This is a genomic window from Paenibacillus aurantiacus (genome assembly GCF_042431225.1).
In the GTDB taxonomy this organism is placed as follows: domain Bacteria; phylum Bacillota; class Bacilli; order Paenibacillales; family Paenibacillaceae; genus Paenibacillus_Z; species Paenibacillus_Z aurantiacus.
The window spans coordinates 14,964-32,725 of the sequence record NZ_JBHMDO010000024.1; the positions used below are offsets into that span (position 1 = coordinate 14,964).

Below are 17,762 nucleotides of genomic sequence, written 5' to 3' on the forward strand. Positions count from 1 at the left end.
CGCAAGCGGCGGAATGCTGCGTACACGATTCGCACTACGATTCGTCTACGAAGTCAATTCCACCAGCTGTGCGGCCGGCATAGCTTCTAGCAACAATTGTTTAATATGAGGATGGCAGGTCATAATCAGCAGCTGTCTGCGGTCAGCCAACTCCTTCACAATCTCGACAGCCGCTTCGAGACGAGCGCGATCGAAATTGACGAACAGATCATCCAGCAGCATCGGCAGCCCCGCGGATGCCGATGCTTCGTCTGCGAGCGCCAGCCTCATGGAGAGGTACACCTGCTCCGCCGTCCCCCGGCTGACATGCACGCTGTCGACCACCCGGTTATCCGGCGTGTGAAGATAAACGGTCTGCGCGCCATCCGGTATGACAATTCGCGTATATCGCCCATGAGACAACCGCGCCATAAAGCGGGAGGCTTCCCGGAGGACGCCTGGCTGACGCTTCTCTTCCATGATTCGCTTCGTACGGCGAATCATCGCAACGGCCGCCGCGCGGACAAGATATTGCTGCGACAATTCATCGACCACAGCCGCCGTCTGCTCTCGCTCTTCTGTAAGACGCTGTTTCTCGTCATGCCGGACAAGCGTCTCCAGCTCCTGGCGCAAACGTCCGATCTGTTCCGACCGGCTGCGATAAACCCGCTCCAGCTTCGCAAGCTCCTCGCTCGTCCGCTCATCTTGCAGCCGGAGCGACTCGGCGTCCGAAGCCGCGTACCAGCGGTTGATCTGCTGATGCTGCTCTGCCGTCAATCCAGCTCCGAGCTCAGCATCCAATCGGATGATCGACGCAGCAAGCGATCTTCTGCGTTCGGACGCTTCCAAGCCATGCACGAAATCGAGCCCATTCGCGGAACCTGCCATCGCGTGCCATTCCTCCAGCTGCGTATCCTGAACGGCGAGTTCCGCGGTCAGTTGAGCCGCCTGGCTATTCAAGTTTTCGAGCTGATCGCGGAGCGATCGCGCCTCCACGCTCACGGCCGATTGACGCTGGGCTAACGTATGCAGCTGACGGATGACGACCTCCGGCTCTTCCTTGACTCGTTCCGCTCGCATGCCGCAGCGAGCCGCGATTGCGCCGACCTCCTGACCGAAGCGGCTTATCCGGCTTGTCAATTCGTCCAGCTTAAGCGCCGTTCGCGTCGCATGCTGCATTCGCTCTTGTCCTTGTTCCGCCAAATTGAGCATCTCGACCGCTCCATCTACCGTCAAGGTATGCGGCAGTCCTTTTGATTCCAGCCACCCTTCGCGCTGCGCGTTCAGAGCGTTCAACTCTTGAATAGTGTCAGCCAACCGCAGACGAGCATCCTGCTCTTGCGCTTGCAAGCGGGACATCCTCGTCTCCGCCTCTTTCATTCTATCCCGCAGACGCGCGACATCCCTCAGCTGCTCCAACCGCTGTTCGATCGCATCTCGAATGGAAGCCCTAACATCTTCTATCCGACCGCCTATTGCAGCGGCGGCCTCCGACTCGCCCTTCACTAAACTCTCGATTGCCGCCCCGCGCGATCTGGCCGATCTGCCGACAGATCCACGATCCGAGAGCCGCCCACCCGTTCCCATGCCGAGCGCCGCGAGAATCGGCCCCGGCTCGGCGACTAATGTGCCAACGGCGGAGGTGAGTCGATGAGCGGCCGCTGCTCGCTGATCTGCCCCCGCGCCGCCGGCCCTCCTGGTGGTAGCTTGCGGCTTCGGCCAGTACAGTGCCCCCAGCATACTTGCAGCCGCCAAGGTGCCCGCCGTAGCGGCCAACGTTCGCCAGTCTGCCCAGAACAACAGCGCGCAAGCAAGGCCCATGACCGAAGCGGCCGCCCAGAACAAACGGACTGCAGGATCGTTGTTCTCCCTTCGGCTCGGAGCGGCCTCCGTCTCCTGCCGATCGCGAAGCTCCGCTAGCTCCCATTCCCGTATCGCCGCTTCGTATACGCGCGCAGCCGTTTGCAGCGCCTCCGCGCTAGGCGGCAGAAGCTCGATCCCGCTGCGCGGCGCCTGCAACGATTCCATGTCTCGCTGCCACATCTGCAGCTGCTTGTGCAGTTCGCGAATATCCGGCGATACATTCCTCAGCAGCGCTTCAGCCGTTTCCTTCTCCCTCATTAGTTCCGCTTCACGCGCGCGCCAGTGCCTTAATGTATCGCGATCTTCCACTGCTGCCCGAAACGAACGGAGATGTTCCTGCGTCCACTGCGGCGAAATTCTGCCGAGCAGCCGTTCGAGCGCATCGCGGTGTTCACGGATCTCGGCGGCCAGTTCCGCGCTCTCCTCCCGCATCGAAGCGATGCCGCGGGCTGAGAGCAGCAGATGCTCGATCGTCTCCGCATCTTCTAGAATTCCCTCATCGCTTGCTAGCAGTGACAATCGGGTGCGGCACTCGTCGCACTGTGCATCTAATCGCGCAATCTCCGTTAATAACTTGGCGCGACGATCCGTTAATGCCTCATACCGGTGGCGCAGGTCAGCAGGAAGCAGCGGCCATGAAGCCAGCCTTTCCTGCTCCAGGATCAGCGCCCGCTTGTCTAGCCAAAGACCGTGCTGCGCCACGGCCCGCCTCAGCAGCGCATGGTCCGCGCGCAGGCTGGACAATGCCACTTCTTCCTGTCGAAGCAAGGCGGCCTCCTCCTCGATCTGCAAGGTGAGTCGATGATAGGCTTCGATTGGATCAGCCATCCGCCTTAATTCAGTCTCCAGCTCATCCCATGCTTTGGCCGCGCGATTCAACGGCTGCGTGCTTCCCTTGGGACGATACAGCGCATCCAATTGCCCCGTCAGCTGCTTCTCCGCCAGCGCAGCGGCCGCGCCGCCGCTCCAGCCGGCATGGTACAGCTGCTTGCCAAGCTCATCGCCCTCAAGCATGCCGATTGCTTGCAGCTCCGTTAACGTAATCGCGAACAATTCGCGATAGACCCGCTCGCTAATGCCGCCCAGAAATTGACGTTCCCACTGCGCTTGCGACATGACGATGTCGTTCCCATCGCGGGCGATGCCATCCTCCTCGTCCAACCGTTTGAGCACGACTTTGCCGGACGCCGATGCATAACGTTCCAGCACGTAAGGCATCCCTTGCGCATCGCGAAAATAAAGCCGTCCTCCATGCTTGCCGCCATGCAGCGGTTCCTGGCGTTCTGCTTTGTTTGCCTTGGAGGCAAAACCATAGAGCATGCTGCGCGCAAACCCAAGTATCGAACTTTTGCCCGCTTCGTTCGGTCCGTAAATAACCGTCGGTCCCTCGCCAAGGCGCAGCCGGTAATCCGACCACTTGCCGAATCCTTCAATATGTATGCCGCTCCAGCGCATTATTCTCCGCCCTCTCCGCTTCCCGCATCCCCCTGCTCCGCGGCTCCGGCAACGAGCGAAATCGCGAGCTCCGCCGCATCCCGCGCGATACGGGCTTTCGCCTCAGGGGTCAGCCCCCGCAGCATGCGCCGGAGCCGGGCATTGAGATAAAGCGACTCCGCCGCTTCGTCCGCCAGCTCTCCCATACGGCCAACGTGACCGAGTAATTCTTCCGCCGATCGGAATAGCTCGCCCGCGAAGCTGTCCTCTTCTCGAAGCGCATCCGCGTTCAGTTCCACGCTCGTTCCGATCTCGATGCCGGTCAGCCAAATCCAAGCGGAATCTCCACCATGCATAGGATCGCGCATCTCCATTTGGGCACGAAGCCCTTCCGTCAGATCCTTCGCGTAATCCGGTTGCAACAGCTTCCGGTGAAGCGGCCCCCGCCCGGTCAGACGCACCCGGATCATCGACGCCCGGCGTTCGTGCAGCATCGCCTGCTGCATCAAAGCCTCCTCAATTGCTTGAATGAGCGCATGCTCCGAAGTCAGCCCCCCGATGTCCACTTCCGTGACCGCCCAACGTACCGTATCTAGCGGCAAAAAAGCGAGTTCTGTCCGGTGATTCTCCGCGACGTCGACCACATAACAGCCCTTAGGCCCGGTTTCTTTGAAATGTCTGCCCTGCGTGTTGCCAGCATAGACCACGTGCGGGTCTTGATGCAGCACCGCCCGTCCGTGTATATGGCCAAGCGCCCAATAGTGAAACGGCATACCCGTCAGTTCGCGCAGCGAGCATGGCGCATACGGATCGTGCGACGCATCACCGTCTACATTGCCATGCAGCAGCGCGATTTCATAGGTTCCATCTTGGCGGGCGCGGTATCGAACGGCCAAATTGTCGTTGACCGCCCTCGCCCCGTACGAGATCCCGTGAACATAGGCGCATATGTCACCTGACCTGGTATATGCCGGGACCGACTGCGCGCTTCCCTCTTCCATATTCGTGTCGAATACGTGGACCCCCGCCGGCCAGTCCAAATTCGCTCGCGCTCCTGAGAGATGGTCGTGATTGCCGTGGATGACAAACAGCTGCACGCCATGCGCGTGCAGCTTCTCCCATTCGCGACGGAGCGTTAGCTGTGCGCGCAGCGAACGGTCTGCCCCGTCATATAAGTCGCCCGAGATGACGATAAAGTCGACGCGATGCGCGATGGCCGCCTCGGTCAGCAACCTGACGGCCTCGAACGTCGATTCGCCGAGCGCCTTGCGAACATGCGGCGGTGCTTCGGTCAACCCGCGGAACGGACTGTCAACATGCAGGTCAGCGGCGTGAATGAATCGAAATCGATTGCCCATGACCTAACCTCCCGACCGGAATGCTACGATTCCGGCTTCAGATCGATATAAACTTGCTTCAGCTGGGATATAACGCGATGAAGCGAATAGTCCCTTTTGGCTCGATTCCAGGCATGGCGAGCCATATTGTAACGGAATACAGGATCCGTGATCACTTTCTCGAGCGCATCCCCAAGCGCGACCGGATCTTCTGGCGGTACGAGCAATCCATTCACGCCGTTCTCGATTTGTTCCGCGATGCCGCCCACGTTCGTGCCCACCAGCGCAAGCCAGCATAGCGCGGCCTCCGCGAACACCGAGCCGAACGCCTCCGCTCGGGATGGCAGTACGAATACGTCGAAGAATGGCATGAACTCCTCTGGATGAAGCATGTATCCATAAAAGATGATGTCGTCGTATAAGTCCAGCTGCAGCGCAAGCTGCTCGAGCTCCGGACGAATGGGCCCGTCGCCGATGATATGAAGAACGAACGGATGACCGCGGCGCTTGAGCTCCGCGCAAGCGTGCAGCAGAATGTCGAGACCTTTGGCCGGCACAAGCCGGCACACCGTAATCAGCTGGACGACCTCGTTCTCATGGGATATCGGCTTGAAGCGCTTCTCGTCGAAGCCGTTCGGAATCACGCCGATATCCTGCGGCCGCTCCACGTAAGGCGTCAAATATTGGCGGAACGACTCGGATACGGTCAATATCCGGTCCGCTTTATGCTCAAGCTCGCGGTAGATGGACGTCAAAAACGTGTGCTCCGGCCCGCCTTCGGTAATTTTGCCGTTCAGGGTCAGTTCGCGTTCGTAACTCGAGTGCACCGTCATCGCAAGCGGCGTCTCCGGATACAGCTGCTTCATCACAAGCGCCGCGATCGGATGATGGGCGTGGACCAGATCGAACCGCTTCGTCATGCGAAGCTTCGTCCACCATACGTAATCCCGGTACGTCTGCAAATATTTATCCACGATAGGATGCCCTTCGAACGGCTTCGGGTCGAACGTCTCGAAGACGACCTCTTCCTGTCCTTTTCCCCGGACCCGCTTCGGCAGCGAGAACAGCTCCATGGGCCAGCCGATCTTGTTAAAGCGGTCCTGGATATACGGGATCATGGATGAGACCCCGCCCGGCTGCTCCGGCGGAAAAAACAGCGCCTGCAAAATCTTCATAGGCTTCCTCCTAAACGGCAGGCAGTTTGCCGCCTGCCTCAAACATGATATACTAGAACATATGTTTCTGTAAAGTTAACGCAAGTGATAGGAAACGAACCTCAAGGAGACTCCTAATTATGACAACGCCTCATTGGCTGGCCGGATCGGGCGGGCAATCCTTTGCCTGGGCCAGTGTCATTACCATCGTCGCCCTCATGCTTTTCATGGCCATCCGGCTGCACCGTATGTACAAGCGCAACGGGGTGTATCGGCTGCTGATCGGCGTATTGGCCGCTATCTTCGCGCAATATGGTTTGCTGCTTTCGCAAGGCGACCGCGATCTCTCGGGCTACCCCGATTTGCTAATCTTGCAATCGCTGCTTGGCATGTTTTCTTTTATCATTATAAACTTTGTGTTCATGAAATTGTATACGCAGCCTTCTTCCAGATTAAAGGCCATGCCGTTCGTGGTGCTCGGCGTAGGCGCGATCATCGCCGCCGGGGCTGGTCTCGCGATTGAACCGGCTGCCCTGACCGAATCGGCCAACGTTCCCTATTACGGTACGGTCGCCCTAGATCTATACGGTCTGGTCGTTATTTCGGCGATCATGCTCAGCAGCAGAGGCATCGAACAACGGATGCCGTATTCGGCTAGTCTAATCGTCTATTTAATCTACCACGTCGTCGGGTTGGCGGAGCGTTATCTCTTCCATGGCTCGGTACCGCTAACGACGTTCGTCTACAACTGGCTGCCTGCTATCTATTATACGCTGCTATTCGTGCTCTTGTTCGAATGGGTCGTGGAGCGGCTCGTTGCCACGTTCCATTCGTCCATTACGGACGGGTTGACCTCGCTCTACAATCGCAAGCATTTTCAGAAGAAAGCGGATAGCGCGATGCGGGAACAAGGCCAGATCGCGATCATCTTCTGCGATATCGACAATTTCAAGCGGCTGAACGATACGCATGGCCACCATAAGGCGGACGGCGTGCTCAAGCAGATCGCCGAGATTCTAAAGGAAGAGACGAGCGGCATCGGTGCCGCCGGCCGTTACGGCGGCGAAGAACTGCTCGCGCTGATTTCCGAGCCTGGCGCGAACGCCGAGCAAGTCGCCGAGACCATCCGCAGTCGAGTCGAGAACGAGACGATCGTCACCGTCAGCGTCGGCGTCAGCGCGGGGAGCGGCTGCGCGGTTCAGGATATCGTGAAGCAGGCTGATGAAGCGATGTATCATTCCAAGACGACCGGCAAGAACAAAGTATCGCTCCACCCGAACATGCCGAAGATAACGAAGTCGCGATCCCGCGCCAAGTCGGATTCCGCGAAACTTAAAAGCAGCGGGCAGCGGCGAATAGAAGAACGAGAATGATGGCAAAGCAAGAAGCCGCAGATGCTACGCATCCGCGGCTTCTTGTTCTATGCGAGCGTCCAATCACGCAATGAAGACCCTGCTCGCCCGGCGCTAAGTCCGGTAAGGAATCGGGTCGACACGTCCCGCTTCCGCGAATCCTTTCAGCCGCAGTCTGCAGCTGTCGCATTCGCCGCACGCTTCCGCTTCGCCGTTGTAACAAGACGTCGTCAACTCGTAAGGAACGCCCATTCGCGTGCCCTCTCGGACGATATCCGCCTTGGTCAGGTCGAGCAGCGGCGTCTGGATCGTGATCGGTTTGCCTTCCACGCCGACTCTCGTCGCGAGCGTCATCACTTCCTGCACCTTGGCGATAAATTCCGGACGGCAGTCGGGATATCCGCTGTAATCAAGCGCGTTCACACCGATGTAGATCGCTTCCGCTCCAACGGCTTCGGCATACGAAGTGGCGATCGACAAGAACATCAAATTGCGGCCCGGCACGTAGGTGACCGGGATCTCGCTCTCCTCGGCACCGGCTTCTTCCGACACTTTCGGCACGTCGATCGCGTCGTCCGTCAGCGCGCTCCCTCCGAATTCGCGGAGAAAGCCAAGCTTGACTTCTTTGTAGCGTCCCGCTACGCCATAGAATTCGGCTACTTTGCGCGCGTTCACGAGCTCGATCCGATGCCGCTGTCCATAATCGAACGTAATCGGATACAGTTCATAGCCGGCTTCTTTCGCGAATCCCATGCATGTCGTGCTGTCGAGACCGCCGCTCAGAATAATGACGGCTTTCTTCTCTTCGTGTTTGCTCATGAGCACGTTCCACTCCTTCACATTAAACGCCCCGCTTAGCAGGGTCCCAGATGATTTTGTGCAGCTGCATATTCAGCTTGATGCCCGGACGCCCGCTAGCCAATATCTTCTCGACAAGCTTGGCTGGCGGCATGCTTTCCCATACCGGGCTAAACAGCGGAAGCGCGGCTGTCGGGTAGCGGTCAAGCACATCCAGCGCCGAATCGAAATCCCGGTCGGACGCGATAACGAACTTCAATTCGTCCTGCGGCCGAAGCAGCGCGAAATTCTCGTGAATCATCTTCTCGTTCTCGCCGGAGTCGGGCAGCTTGTAATCCATGACATAACGGGCCTTCTCTGATTGCACGTCCGCAAGAAAAGGAGCTAGATCGATAGCCCCGTTCGTCTCCACATGGACGTCCACGATTCGTTCGATCCCGCACAGCGCCTCCAGCAGGGCAGCAGAGCGGTCGCCGTATAACAGCGGTTCGCCGCCCGTAAAGCAAATATGCGCCGCGTTATACTCCTGCTCGACCTTACGAACAATCTCGCCGATGGTCATTGTGAATTCGGCTTTGGCCGGCGGATAGCTATATGTCGTATCGCACCAGACGCAGCGAAGGTTACACCCGAATAAACGGACAAAAACGGTCGGATAACCGGCGCGGGTACCCTCGCCTTCGACCGTTTCGAATATTTCTACCATCGGCAGCCGGATCGCCATCGGATCGCGCGCTTCCTCTTCTCCATTATTCGGCATTGTCGTCCGCCTCCATCAGCTCTCGCGTGACCGCCGCATAACTCGTCGGCGTCTCCCACAGCTTCGCTTCTTCCAGCCGGACGTTCGGCGCGTATCCTTCTTCGGTCAGCGCCTGCGCGACTTGTTCGTAAATCCATACGACCATATTCTCGGCTGTCGTGTTCATCGGCGGCAAGACGTCGTTCAAGTAGCGGTGGTCCAGCTTGTCGATCACCCGCTCCTTGGCGATACGCTTGATGTCCGAGAAATCGATTGCCAATCCCCGGTAATCCGTTCGGCCGGACATGACAAGCTGGAGCTTGTACGTATGGCCGTGCATGCTTTTACATTTGCCTTCGTATAAATGCAGATGATGCGCGCTATCGAAGGTGAATTCCTTCGATACGAGCACCCTCCGGTTATGGTAGCGCAGCTGCTCTTGTGTAATATCTTTCCCGAATTGCTGGGCTTTCTGCGGTATTTCGTAAGTCACGTAATTATAGCACCTCGTCCATCTTGAAGTAGGCTCATTATAGCATGCCCGCTCGCATAGAACCAGTCTTTGCGCCTGCCGAGCCGCGCTATCGCAGCTTCCATTGCTACCCATCTCTAAAGACGTTGCGTTTGGGGTATAACATGAACTGTACGAAAACAGCAACACCATTCCCGCTAACGGAGGTTATCATGAAAAAACAGCTCATTGCTTTATCGATGCTTGCCGCATTATCGTTCTCCGGCGCTGCAACGGTTTCGGCAGATAACATGTCCGCCAATAACCGCGCGTATCAAGAGCACACCCAGGGATACGGCGCCAACGATACGCGAACGATGAACACGTACAGCAATAACGGGAACAATAATTTGCGCGCATATGCCGCCAATGACGACGACGGTTTTGACTGGGGCTGGCTCGGACTGCTCGGACTGCTTGGCTTGGCCGGCATGCGGGGTAAAGACCGTCACCGGGACCGCGATAGAGCTTAAGATTCAGGGACCCGGAGTCTTGTTGCTCCATGCGTAAAAAGACGCCTCGCCCACCTGCTATCGAAAGACAGCGGTGGCTCGAGGCGTCTATTCGGCGTGACCGGTCGATTCTTGCCTTCCCTTATCCATGAAACCAGCCAGTCATGACCGTCACCGCGTCTCCCGTCATACGAACGCGTTGCTGATCCAAGCTCAGCCTTAGCTGCCCTCCGCGGCTGGAAGCTTGATAGGCCAGCATCTCATCCTTCCGCAGTCGCCGCTGCCAGTATGGCGCGAGCGCGCAATGCGCGGTGCCAGTTACCGAATCTTCCTTCATGCTGTTCGCCGGCACGAAGACGCGAGAGACGAAATCATAGTCGCGACCACGGCTCGTCACCATCACCATAAGCGCCGGGAGACCGCGGATCAGCGACAGATCCGGTTTCAAGTCGCGCACCGTTGTTTCGCTATCCACCTCAACCAAATACCCCAACCGATTATGACCGACGAATCGGGGTATAAGGCCTAACCCTTGTATGAGTTCTTCCGGCGCTTCCGCTTGCCGGGCAGGCTCGGCGGGAAAGTCGAGTTGAATGCCGCTTTCCCTCTTCCTAGCCAGCAATGGCCCGCTTCGCGTATGAAATCGCGCCGTAGCCTGTGGCTGCAGCAGCCCCCGCTCGTACAAAAAATGAGCAGCTGCAAGCGTTGCTTCGCTGCTTAATTCCGCTTCGGCCGTCGGCGTGAACCATCGCAAGTGGTAGCCCTCTTCAGCCTTTACCAGAAAAGCGGTCTCGGACACGTTCAACTCGGCCGCGACTTTCCGCATCCACTCTTCGGGCTTCTTCTCCTCCAGCAAACAAACTGCCGCCTGGTTGCCTTCGAACGGCGCGGAGGCGAACGCATCGATCAGCGCTATAGGTATCGCCATCAGCCTCTCCCCCTATTTGGCAAGTTCCGTCGTCTCCGAAATACGCGTGATGGATGCGGGCTTCTTCCTCCGGTTGACGACCACGATGCCCAGACTGACTAACAGCAGCGCCGCCAATACGGATAAGTGCAGCTGTTCGCCAAGCAGCACCGCGGACTGAAGGACGCCGAACACCGGAATCAAGAACAGATACATGGAGACGCTGCCGACCGCGTTATATTTCATGACGTTATTCCACAGCATGAACGCGACCGCGGAGACAAGCGCCAGATGGAGCAGCATGAGCGAGGACTTCCAATCGAACGCGAATGGCGCAAATCCGCTTCGCCAGCCGGAAACTAGCATCAGCACCACGCCGCCGAGCAGCATCTGGTAACCGTTCAAATACGTAACGCTATACCTGGACGCGCCTCTGCGGGAGATCAAATTCGCCGCCGCCGAGAAGAACGAAGAAGCCATCAGCAGAATTTCGCCGACGGAGAACAGCGGTCCGCCGGTATCCGCGGCATTCGAGAAGCCGAGGACGGCAAGGCCCGAGAATCCGATTAGAAGACCGGTCGCCTTCGTGCCGTTCAGCCGGTCATCCCGATAGACGAAATGCGCGAGGGCAATTTGGAAGAACGATATCGTCCCCGCAATTACCGCGCCGATCACGCCGCTGCTCAGCGCCATGCCGGCATAGAAACAAATGTACTGCAGCACCGTCTGGAATAACGCGATCGGCGCCAACATCCGCATGCTGCCGGGCTGGTAGGCTAGCTTCTCCCGGCGGGCCAGCATGAAAAGAAGAATGAGCAGCCCGGCCAGCGTGAATCGGTAGCCGGCAAACAACAGCTGCTCAAACGTATCCGTGCGTCCAATGTCCAACGATGAATAGCTCCATTTGAGGAACGGGTAGGAACTTCCCCATAATAGCGTGGCAAGTCCGGATGCGGCCAAAATGCCGAGCGGATGCCGGTAAAATCGTTCTGCTTTACTCAAGATGCAAGTTACTCCTTCAAGGATGCTCTATCGGAATTAGCAGGTCAACCGGCTCTTCCTCAAGATGTTCATCGATATAATAAATTTCGAGCGAAACGGCATTGTCCTGTTTCACCAACCGCTGTTCGTTCATCCATGCCAATAGCGTCTCGTAGCCTTCGCCAATTCGCTTGTTCGTACATCGTACCATCGCATACGCGCGCTCCGGTATGGTAAATTGGACCATGCCGTCCGGCACGTGAACAAGCTTCGAGCCCACCACTTCCCAGCAAGCCAGGTAGCTGACGAATACTTCGTTGCCGAAATACGGGCAGTGGAGCAAATTCGTGTCGACCTCGCCCACGATTTCATGCTTGCGGGACAAAAACTCGCTTTGCAATCGGATCGCTTCATCCGGTATCGCCGAGTAAGGTCCGCAGTAACTGACGCCGACGAGATGGATGACGGGTTTTATCACTACTGCACAATTGTTCATCGCGATAAACCTCCTTAAGCGAGTGTTGGCGGATGCCATTCCCGTTTGTTCCGGACGGCTCTCGCTGCCGCGCATATGTCCAGTGTACCATGATCCGAAGCGGCTTAGGTAACATTTTCTGGTAATTTCATGTAAATTCGTGACCAAGATGTCCGATCGTACTCGAACGTACTTCTCTTGTGCAATGGTGCCGATGACGTGTCGATTACAGCGGGATGTTCTCGTAATGCTCGACGACCGGGAACGGATCGTAGTAATGATGCAGCTGCCGCTTCCACTCCTGATAACCGTCCGATTGACGGAAACCCTCGACATGGTCTTCCAGCGTCTCCCACCAGACGAGTAGCACGTATTGACCTTCCCGCTCCAGGCAGCGCTGCAGCTCATGCCGAATATACCCCTTCATTGATGCGATGATCGAAGAGGCCTGCTTAAAGGTCGCGACGAACGAATCGTTCATCTCTTGTTTCACGTTCAAAATGGCGACTTCGAGTATAATGGTCCATTCCTCCGTTTCGTTAGACGCGGCCCATGTAGAGCTCGGTTACATAGTGAAAAGGTACACGGTCCTGCTGCTCATGCTTGGTGAATAAACTCGTGAGCGCCTGCGCGAACAAGACGTGCGCATCCGAGCCGGCCGCCGGGGTATAGGACGAGGACGTAGCGCGGCCGATCAACTCCTCCAGCGAAATCCAATACTCGTTCATGTACTCGAGTCGCTCGTATTCGCCGCTTGCGAAGAACGCCTCGAAATCGCCAGGCGCCAGCTTCTGGTGTCCGACATCCTTGTAGTCCGGCGCAAACGCATGAATCAGCGCCTCGTATTCGACCGCGAACGGATTGCCCGTGACGTCTCGCTTGTTCCAGACGAGCGCAACCGTGCCGCCTGGTTTCAGAATACGGCCAAATTCGACCTTCGTCGCCGCAGGATCGAACCAATGGAACGCCTGCGCGCTGACGACCGCGTCCACCTCGCCATCGGCGAGCGACGTCTCTTCGGCGGATGCGGCTACCGAGCGGAACTGCGCCAGCTGGGCCGGGCTTACCGCCTGTTCGGCCGCGATTCGCATCTCGTCGTTCGGCTCCACGGCCAGCACTTCCAGCCCCCGATCGAGCAGCAGCCGGGTGAAGATGCCGGTACCTGCGCCAACGTCCGCCACGCGGTCGCCCGCCTGCACGTCGGCCAACCGAATCCAATCGTCGATTAACGCCGACGGGTAACTCGGCCGAAATTTGACGTAATCCTGTACCCGGTTCGAAAATCGCTTCTTGCTATCCATCCCAGGCTCCCTCCTTATCGACACGCTCAAGCTTCACTTTAGAGTTGCGGCGTTCCACCGCAATAACGGACGACCTCTTCGTATGGCAGCGAGCCGCCGAAAATATCAAGCGCGCTTCCGATCGTAATGCCCAGCCGGTCGCCGGTCAGCTCGCGGAACCGCTCAAGATCCTCTATCGATCTCGCGCCGCCGGCATATGTAGTCGGAATCGGCGATGCTTCCGCAAGCAGCGAGACTAAGCTTTCCAGAATGCCGCTGCGCTTGCCCTCGACATCCACCGCATGCACCAGAAATTCGTCGCAATACTGTGCCAGCTCGCGCAAACTTGCCGGACTTACTTCGAAATCGCTGAACGTCTTCCACTGGTTCGTCACCACATACCACTTGCCGTCCTTCTGCTTGCAGCTTAGATCGATGACGAGCCGTTCTTTGCCGACGCGTTCCACGAGCCCGCGCAGCCGTTCCATGTCAAGCGCCCCATCGTGAAAAATATAGGATGTCACGATTACGTGCGAAGCGCCGTGCTCCAAGTAAAACAGTGCATTGTCGGCTGTAATGCCGCCGCCGATTTGCAAGCCGCCCGGATATTCAGCAAGCGCTTCGAGCGCCGCTTCCTCATTGCCGCCGCCGAGCATGATGACGTGTCCGCCGCGCAGTCCGTCGCGTTTGAATAAGGAGGCATAGTGTCCCGCGCCAAGCTCCGATACGAAGTTCTCCACCACGCCGCCTTGCGCCGCGCTGGCCGTTAATGTTTCGCCGACGATCTGCTTCACTTTACCGCCGTGCAGGTCGATACAGGGTCTGAATTCCATCGTTGTTCTCCATTCTATCGTGTTCAAGCCATGAGTGGCGAGAGCTCAGAATTTAGTTGTTTTACGCCGAAATTTCGCGCTGCTCCAACAGTCCCGGAAGTTCGGCCAGACTGTGAATCATAAAGGCAGGCGAACAGTCTGCCGGCAGTTCCGCACGAGAAGGGTTGTAATAACAAAAGTCGATGCCGCCCGACTTCGCGCCGCGATAATCGTCCGACAGCGAATCGCCGACGAACAGCACCTCTTCTTTCGAGCAGCCGCTTGCTTCCACTGCCAGCGCGAACAGCGCCGGATCCGGCTTCCACAGTCCGACTTCGTCGGAGATCAACATGCGGTCGAAATAATCGTATAAACCGCTTGCCTGCAGCCGCCCGCGCTGAGCTTCTCCGATGCCGTTCGAAATGACGCCAAGCGTGTACGTTCCCCTTAGCCGCGCAATCAGCTGCATGGCCCCATCCAGCACATGCGCCGCCCCGCAAAATAATTCCCAGTAGGTTCGCGTCATGGAGGCAGATAACTCTTGTTCCCACCCGAGCTGCGAAAGCGTATCCCGGAACGATAAATCCAGCACTTGGGCAATCGCTAAATTTCGCTGCACCCGCTCCGTCCAATACGTCCAATTGATCGGAGCAAACAACGATCGGAACGCTTCCCACGAATAATCCGGGTACTGCGTCAAACCATGCCGCTCCACCGTGAGCTGCATGCACGCAAGTTCGCTTCGGTCGTAGTCGAGCAGCGTGTGATCCAAATCAAACCAGATGGCTTTGTACATTTGACTTCTCCTTAATCCGCCTTCGCGCAGGTCCCCGCGAACCATCTCCGGAACATCCCGTAGCCCAGCAGGGCGCCGACCGTGTTCAGCATGAGATCGTCGACGTCGAAACTGCCGCGCTGGCTGATTAGCTGCAAACACTCCAACATCAACAATATGACGACGAACAGCAGGATAAACCGAATGCCGGACATTTTTCGCAAATACGGGACCGCCAATCCGAACGGCATGAACACCGCAATATTGCCGACGACGTTGATCGCCCAGTTCTTCGCGTTAAAGTGGTCCGCGTGCAGCATGTACATTTTGATCGTATGGAACGGAATTAGATTATATTGGTATCCGGGATACGGCAGGTGCGTACGTCCGAAACCGATGAACATCCAATAGAGCAGCAGCAGCGTATAGCCGACTGTAATCATGAAAGCCGCTGTTTTCATAAAGCCCCCTTACACCGGCGGCTTGGCAGCGATTAACGCCGTCCTGCCGCCTCCTCGGCCGCAGTCTCGCAGGCCGCAAGCATTTCGTGAAGATATAATAGCGCGTCTTGCCTTCGCTCCGAGGCGGATCGGTATAAGGTAGGCTTCCCTTCCCGCCAGCGCAGCGCCTCGATCAAGATCGGATGACTAGTGGCTGGAAGCCGCTCTAGCGCGTAAACCCCGGCGCCCGCCTTGGTCGTGATGTTATTCTCGCGGAAGGTGTAGTACAGCCGCGTCAATCCGAGCACGCCCCATTCAACCGCGCTTCTCTCGCTCAACGCCATGCCTTTGCGCGTATCAGGCTTGGCCGATTCGTACACCCACGGCCGCCAATACGACTCCACGTTCTCCTTCATCCGCGCGAGCAGCTGATCCCAATCCACCGCATAATCCAACTCCTGTCTGCTTCCGCGCAGCGCGATGCCCTGCTCCTTCAGCTGATGCCAGGTGACCAGGTTGCATTCGAACAGATCCGCTTCAAGGAATTGGCCTCCGTAATAGCAGGGATAAGGCGAAATTTCGTGGGGCAGCTTGCCAAGCTGGTCGCGCATGACGTAGATGCCGTTCATCTCCGGCGATGGCCAACAGCTGGCGACATGCCCGTGAATGGCGGCAAGTCGGCTGCACTCCGCTTGGGTGAGCATTCGATCCAGCACGGCGACGAAATCGACATCGCTCCGACCCGGCGTATAGCCGCCCATCGCGATGGAGCCATATAGATAGAAGCCTCGGATGGGCAGCACGCCTACCTCGTTCACCTGCGCGCCGTACTCGGTTATTACTCCACGCACATCCGGATGCAGCCGTTCCAGCATGCCGCCGTTCAGCCAAGGCTCAGCCGATCCGCGATCCAACATCAGAACCCCCGCCTAACGCAATATTTTTTGTAGACAGATCAAGTCCAGCCAGCGGTCGAACTTATATGCAACTTCCCGGTAATTCGCGCATTGAACGTACCCCTGCTTCTCGAATAACTTCAGGCTGCCTTCGTTCTCGCTGCAGATGGCCGCCACGAGCGAATGGATTCCCGATTCCCGCGCAAGCTGCTCCAGGAACGGTACAGCCGCCTTGCCGATGCCGCGGCCGGTATAGGCCGGGTCGAGATAGATCGTGATCTCGGCCGTCACCTGGAACGCGGCTTTCTTCTTATGCTGCGTCATGAGAACGTAACCCGCGTATTGGCCTTCCCACAAAATGACGAATGAACGGTACAACGGCGCAACCGGCTCGATCAACTGGCGCATGCCTTCCGACGAGCAAAGCTCCAGATCGAACGATACCGTCGTGTTCGCCACATAATAATTGTATGTTCGTCTCACCTGTTCCAAGTACTGCTCTCCATACGTTACGAATGCAAGATTGTCCATGATGACTGTTCACCTTTCCGCGCTGTTAGTCTGATAGGGTCGAAAGGCCGCCTACCGTGAACACGGATAGACGGCGGATAACCTCTATATTACTATATGGGCGGGGCGTTCTCTATCTTTTCGGTCAAAATAATGGGTTGGAAGACGCGGGGGAACGCAAGCTCAAAAAACGAGCGGATCTCGCAGCAGATGCCATTGGACGCGGGGCGAGCCGTCTTCTCCGACCGTCATCGTGCCGGTATACACTTGATCCGGGTCCGGATCGTCTCGATAGTGCCGCAGCAGCGCGTGATGGATGGCCGAGGAATGAAGACGCATCGCCGTATCGAGCTCATGCCATTCCAGCTCTCCTTCTTCAGAGGCGATCACGTCCGTGCGAAGCACTTCCCCAACATAAATAAACTGCTGCCGAATCTCGTTCTCTTTCAGACGCAGCAGGATGTATTTGAGCCGCAAATTCGCGATGTCCTGCTCGAGCAATCCGGTCTCTTCCTCGATCTCCCGCAAACACGCCGCATACGGATCGTTCAGCTCGCCTTCCTCCATATGTCCGCCGATCGCCGCGTAGAAGGGCGACGTCTGCCGCTGCCAGCGCGATCCTCGCTTATGCATCAGCAGCACTCTCGTCCCGTCGAAGAGCAGCGCGGCCGCGAGCTGTCTAAGCCGAATCGTCATCCTGCATCACGCCCCTGCGCAGACGTGTCCGCTTGCGCTGCAATGCGGTCGCCTCGCGTGGTTGGCGCGGAGATAACGAGGAATTCGACCGGCTCGGCCGATTCATTGCGAATGCAGTGGCTTAATCCGGCTGCGACCTCGATGCCCTCCTGTTGGTCAAGACGATACAACTCCCCAGCCACCTCCATTACGGCCGAGCCGCTTAGCACGAAGAAAAATTGCTGAGCCAGTTCGTGATAATGCCGCTCTTCCGCCGTTCCCGCCGGCATCCGCTCGTGGATGATGCTTTGATCAGGCCGGTCGACCAACCGCCAGCCGTCGCAATCGTCTCCCCATTTGTAGTGCGGTGCCGCTGCCTTGCTCGTTATCAT

Annotated in this window: 20 protein-coding genes; 2 read left to right on the top strand and 18 right to left on the bottom strand. The window is 57.6% G+C overall.

Translation table 11 applies throughout. From position 1 onward, the window contains the following. Nucleotides 1–45 precede the first annotated feature (45 nt). From ACFFSY_RS14495 to ACFFSY_RS14505, 3 genes are read right to left on the bottom strand one after another with little or no spacing between them, the layout of a single operon-like run. On the bottom strand, nt 46–3,297 hold the full coding sequence (locus ACFFSY_RS14495; RefSeq protein ID WP_377495131.1) for an AAA family ATPase: 3,252 nt from the start codon (nt 3,295–3,297) through the stop codon (nt 46–48). After that, nucleotides 3,297–4,634, bottom strand: a complete 1,338-nt coding sequence (locus ACFFSY_RS14500) for a metallophosphoesterase family protein (RefSeq protein WP_377495133.1) — start codon at nt 4,632–4,634, stop codon at nt 3,297–3,299. Before ACFFSY_RS14500 ends, ACFFSY_RS14495 begins: the two co-directional genes overlap by 1 nt. A 23-nt stretch (nt 4,635–4,657) precedes the next feature. Then, nucleotides 4,658–5,788, bottom strand: a complete 1,131-nt coding sequence (locus ACFFSY_RS14505; RefSeq protein ID WP_377495135.1) for a glycosyltransferase family 4 protein — start codon at nt 5,786–5,788, stop codon at nt 4,658–4,660. A 119-nt stretch (nt 5,789–5,907) separates the two neighbouring features. On the opposite strand from ACFFSY_RS14505, the gene ACFFSY_RS14510 reads away from it, so the two are divergent. After that, nucleotides 5,908–7,140 carry a GGDEF domain-containing protein gene (locus ACFFSY_RS14510; protein ID WP_377495137.1) on the top strand — a complete coding sequence of 411 codons (1,233 nt, stop codon included), beginning with the start codon at nt 5,908–5,910 and terminating at the stop codon, nt 7,138–7,140. 93 nt (nt 7,141–7,233) lie between these two features. On the opposite strand, the gene queC is transcribed toward ACFFSY_RS14510, so the two are convergent. From queC to queD, 3 genes are read right to left on the bottom strand one after another with little or no spacing between them, the layout of a single operon-like run. Further along, on the bottom strand, nt 7,234–7,938 hold the full coding sequence (queC, locus tag ACFFSY_RS14515) for a 7-cyano-7-deazaguanine synthase QueC (protein WP_377495139.1): 705 nt from the start codon (nt 7,936–7,938) through the stop codon (nt 7,234–7,236). Nucleotides 7,939–7,960: 22 nt separating this feature from the next. Beyond that, the gene (locus tag ACFFSY_RS14520) at nt 7,961–8,677 is read right to left on the bottom strand and encodes a 7-carboxy-7-deazaguanine synthase QueE (protein ID WP_377495141.1); all 717 of its coding nucleotides are present in this window, start codon (nt 8,675–8,677) and stop codon (nt 7,961–7,963) included. Continuing rightward, entirely contained in the window at nt 8,667–9,149 is a 483-nt protein-coding gene (queD, locus tag ACFFSY_RS14525) for a 6-carboxytetrahydropterin synthase QueD (protein WP_377495143.1), read from the bottom strand. Before queD ends, ACFFSY_RS14520 begins: the two co-directional genes overlap by 11 nt. Before the next feature lie 191 nt (nt 9,150–9,340). Here queD and ACFFSY_RS14530 point away from each other — a divergent pair, with 191 nt between their 5' ends. Further along, on the top strand, nt 9,341–9,640 hold the full coding sequence (locus tag ACFFSY_RS14530; protein WP_377495145.1) for a WGxxGxxG family protein: 300 nt from the start codon (nt 9,341–9,343) through the stop codon (nt 9,638–9,640). A gap of 121 nt (nt 9,641–9,761) precedes the next feature. Here the strand turns inward: ACFFSY_RS14530 and ACFFSY_RS14535 are convergent, their stop codons facing one another. The 12 genes from ACFFSY_RS14535 to ACFFSY_RS14590 all read right to left on the bottom strand — a co-directional run bounded on the left by ACFFSY_RS14535 (nt 9,762) and on the right by ACFFSY_RS14590 (nt 17,762). Beyond that, entirely contained in the window at nt 9,762–10,547 is a 786-nt protein-coding gene (locus ACFFSY_RS14535) for a PhzF family protein (RefSeq protein WP_377495147.1), read from the bottom strand. Between the two features lie 12 nt (nt 10,548–10,559). After that, a complete protein-coding gene (locus ACFFSY_RS14540; protein WP_377495149.1) occupies nt 10,560–11,528 on the bottom strand; it encodes a DMT family transporter in 969 nt (322 codons plus the stop codon). A gap of 16 nt (nt 11,529–11,544) precedes the next feature. Further along, a complete protein-coding gene (locus ACFFSY_RS14545) occupies nt 11,545–12,003 on the bottom strand; it encodes an effector binding domain-containing protein (protein WP_377495151.1) in 459 nt (152 codons plus the stop codon). 205 nt (nt 12,004–12,208) lie between these two features. Then, the gene (locus tag ACFFSY_RS14550) at nt 12,209–12,502 is read right to left on the bottom strand and encodes an antibiotic biosynthesis monooxygenase family protein (protein ID WP_377495568.1); all 294 of its coding nucleotides are present in this window, start codon (nt 12,500–12,502) and stop codon (nt 12,209–12,211) included. Nucleotides 12,503–12,521: 19 nt separating this feature from the next. Beyond that, nucleotides 12,522–13,283: a methyltransferase domain-containing protein gene (locus tag ACFFSY_RS14555; protein WP_377495153.1), complete on the bottom strand. Its 762-nt coding sequence runs from the start codon at nt 13,281–13,283 to the stop codon at nt 12,522–12,524. Between the two features lie 38 nt (nt 13,284–13,321). Next, a complete protein-coding gene (gene hisA, locus ACFFSY_RS14560; RefSeq protein WP_377495155.1) occupies nt 13,322–14,095 on the bottom strand; it encodes a phosphoribosylformimino-5-aminoimidazole carboxamide ribotide isomerase in 774 nt (257 codons plus the stop codon). A 61-nt stretch (nt 14,096–14,156) separates the two neighbouring features. After that, nucleotides 14,157–14,870, bottom strand: coding sequence for a YjjG family noncanonical pyrimidine nucleotidase (locus ACFFSY_RS14565; RefSeq protein ID WP_377495157.1), 714 nt, complete (start codon nt 14,868–14,870; stop codon nt 14,157–14,159). Between the two features lie 11 nt (nt 14,871–14,881). Beyond that, entirely contained in the window at nt 14,882–15,310 is a 429-nt protein-coding gene (locus ACFFSY_RS14570) for a VanZ family protein (RefSeq protein ID WP_377495159.1), read from the bottom strand. 32 nt (nt 15,311–15,342) lie between these two features. After that, nucleotides 15,343–16,206, bottom strand: coding sequence for an aminoglycoside adenylyltransferase domain-containing protein (locus ACFFSY_RS14575; protein WP_377495161.1), 864 nt, complete (start codon nt 16,204–16,206; stop codon nt 15,343–15,345). Between the two features lie 12 nt (nt 16,207–16,218). Next, nucleotides 16,219–16,716 (bottom strand): GNAT family N-acetyltransferase, encoded by a 498-nt coding sequence (locus ACFFSY_RS14580; RefSeq protein WP_377495163.1) that lies wholly within the window; start codon nt 16,714–16,716, stop codon nt 16,219–16,221. 162 nt (nt 16,717–16,878) lie between these two features. Further along, nucleotides 16,879–17,391, bottom strand: coding sequence for an NUDIX domain-containing protein (locus ACFFSY_RS14585; protein WP_377495165.1), 513 nt, complete (start codon nt 17,389–17,391; stop codon nt 16,879–16,881). Next, complete coding sequence (locus ACFFSY_RS14590) at nt 17,388–17,762, bottom strand: cupin domain-containing protein (RefSeq protein WP_377495167.1); 375 nt, start codon at nt 17,760–17,762, stop codon at nt 17,388–17,390. Before ACFFSY_RS14590 ends, ACFFSY_RS14585 begins: the two co-directional genes overlap by 4 nt.

What these genes read in the sequence shown, in the direction of transcription:
- ACFFSY_RS14495 (WP_377495131.1), bottom strand. Translation starts at nt 3,297, where the DNA reads ATGCGCTGGAGCGGCATACATATTGAAGGATTCGGCAAGTGGTCGGAT.
- ACFFSY_RS14500 (WP_377495133.1), bottom strand. Translation starts at nt 4,634, where the DNA reads ATGGGCAATCGATTTCGATTCATTCACGCCGCTGACCTGCATGTTGAC.
- ACFFSY_RS14505 (WP_377495135.1), bottom strand. Translation starts at nt 5,788, where the DNA reads ATGAAGATTTTGCAGGCGCTGTTTTTTCCGCCGGAGCAGCCGGGCGGG.
- ACFFSY_RS14510 (WP_377495137.1), top strand. Translation starts at nt 5,908, where the DNA reads ATGACAACGCCTCATTGGCTGGCCGGATCGGGCGGGCAATCCTTTGCC.
- queC (WP_377495139.1), bottom strand. Translation starts at nt 7,938, where the DNA reads ATGAGCAAACACGAAGAGAAGAAAGCCGTCATTATTCTGAGCGGCGGT.
- ACFFSY_RS14520 (WP_377495141.1), bottom strand. Translation starts at nt 8,677, where the DNA reads ATGCCGAATAATGGAGAAGAGGAAGCGCGCGATCCGATGGCGATCCGG.
- ACFFSY_RS14530 (WP_377495145.1), top strand. Translation starts at nt 9,341, where the DNA reads ATGAAAAAACAGCTCATTGCTTTATCGATGCTTGCCGCATTATCGTTC.
- ACFFSY_RS14535 (WP_377495147.1), bottom strand. Translation starts at nt 10,547, where the DNA reads ATGGCGATACCTATAGCGCTGATCGATGCGTTCGCCTCCGCGCCGTTC.
- ACFFSY_RS14545 (WP_377495151.1), bottom strand. Translation starts at nt 12,003, where the DNA reads ATGAACAATTGTGCAGTAGTGATAAAACCCGTCATCCATCTCGTCGGC.
- ACFFSY_RS14555 (WP_377495153.1), bottom strand. Translation starts at nt 13,283, where the DNA reads ATGGATAGCAAGAAGCGATTTTCGAACCGGGTACAGGATTACGTCAAA.
- hisA (WP_377495155.1), bottom strand. Translation starts at nt 14,095, where the DNA reads ATGGAATTCAGACCCTGTATCGACCTGCACGGCGGTAAAGTGAAGCAG.
- ACFFSY_RS14565 (WP_377495157.1), bottom strand. Translation starts at nt 14,870, where the DNA reads ATGTACAAAGCCATCTGGTTTGATTTGGATCACACGCTGCTCGACTAC.
- ACFFSY_RS14570 (WP_377495159.1), bottom strand. Translation starts at nt 15,310, where the DNA reads ATGAAAACAGCGGCTTTCATGATTACAGTCGGCTATACGCTGCTGCTG.
- ACFFSY_RS14575 (WP_377495161.1), bottom strand. Translation starts at nt 16,206, where the DNA reads ATGTTGGATCGCGGATCGGCTGAGCCTTGGCTGAACGGCGGCATGCTG.
- ACFFSY_RS14580 (WP_377495163.1), bottom strand. Translation starts at nt 16,716, where the DNA reads ATGGACAATCTTGCATTCGTAACGTATGGAGAGCAGTACTTGGAACAG.
- ACFFSY_RS14585 (WP_377495165.1), bottom strand. Translation starts at nt 17,391, where the DNA reads ATGACGATTCGGCTTAGACAGCTCGCGGCCGCGCTGCTCTTCGACGGG.
- ACFFSY_RS14590 (WP_377495167.1), bottom strand. Translation starts at nt 17,762, where the DNA reads ATGATAACGAGCAAGGCAGCGGCACCGCACTACAAATGGGGAGACGAT.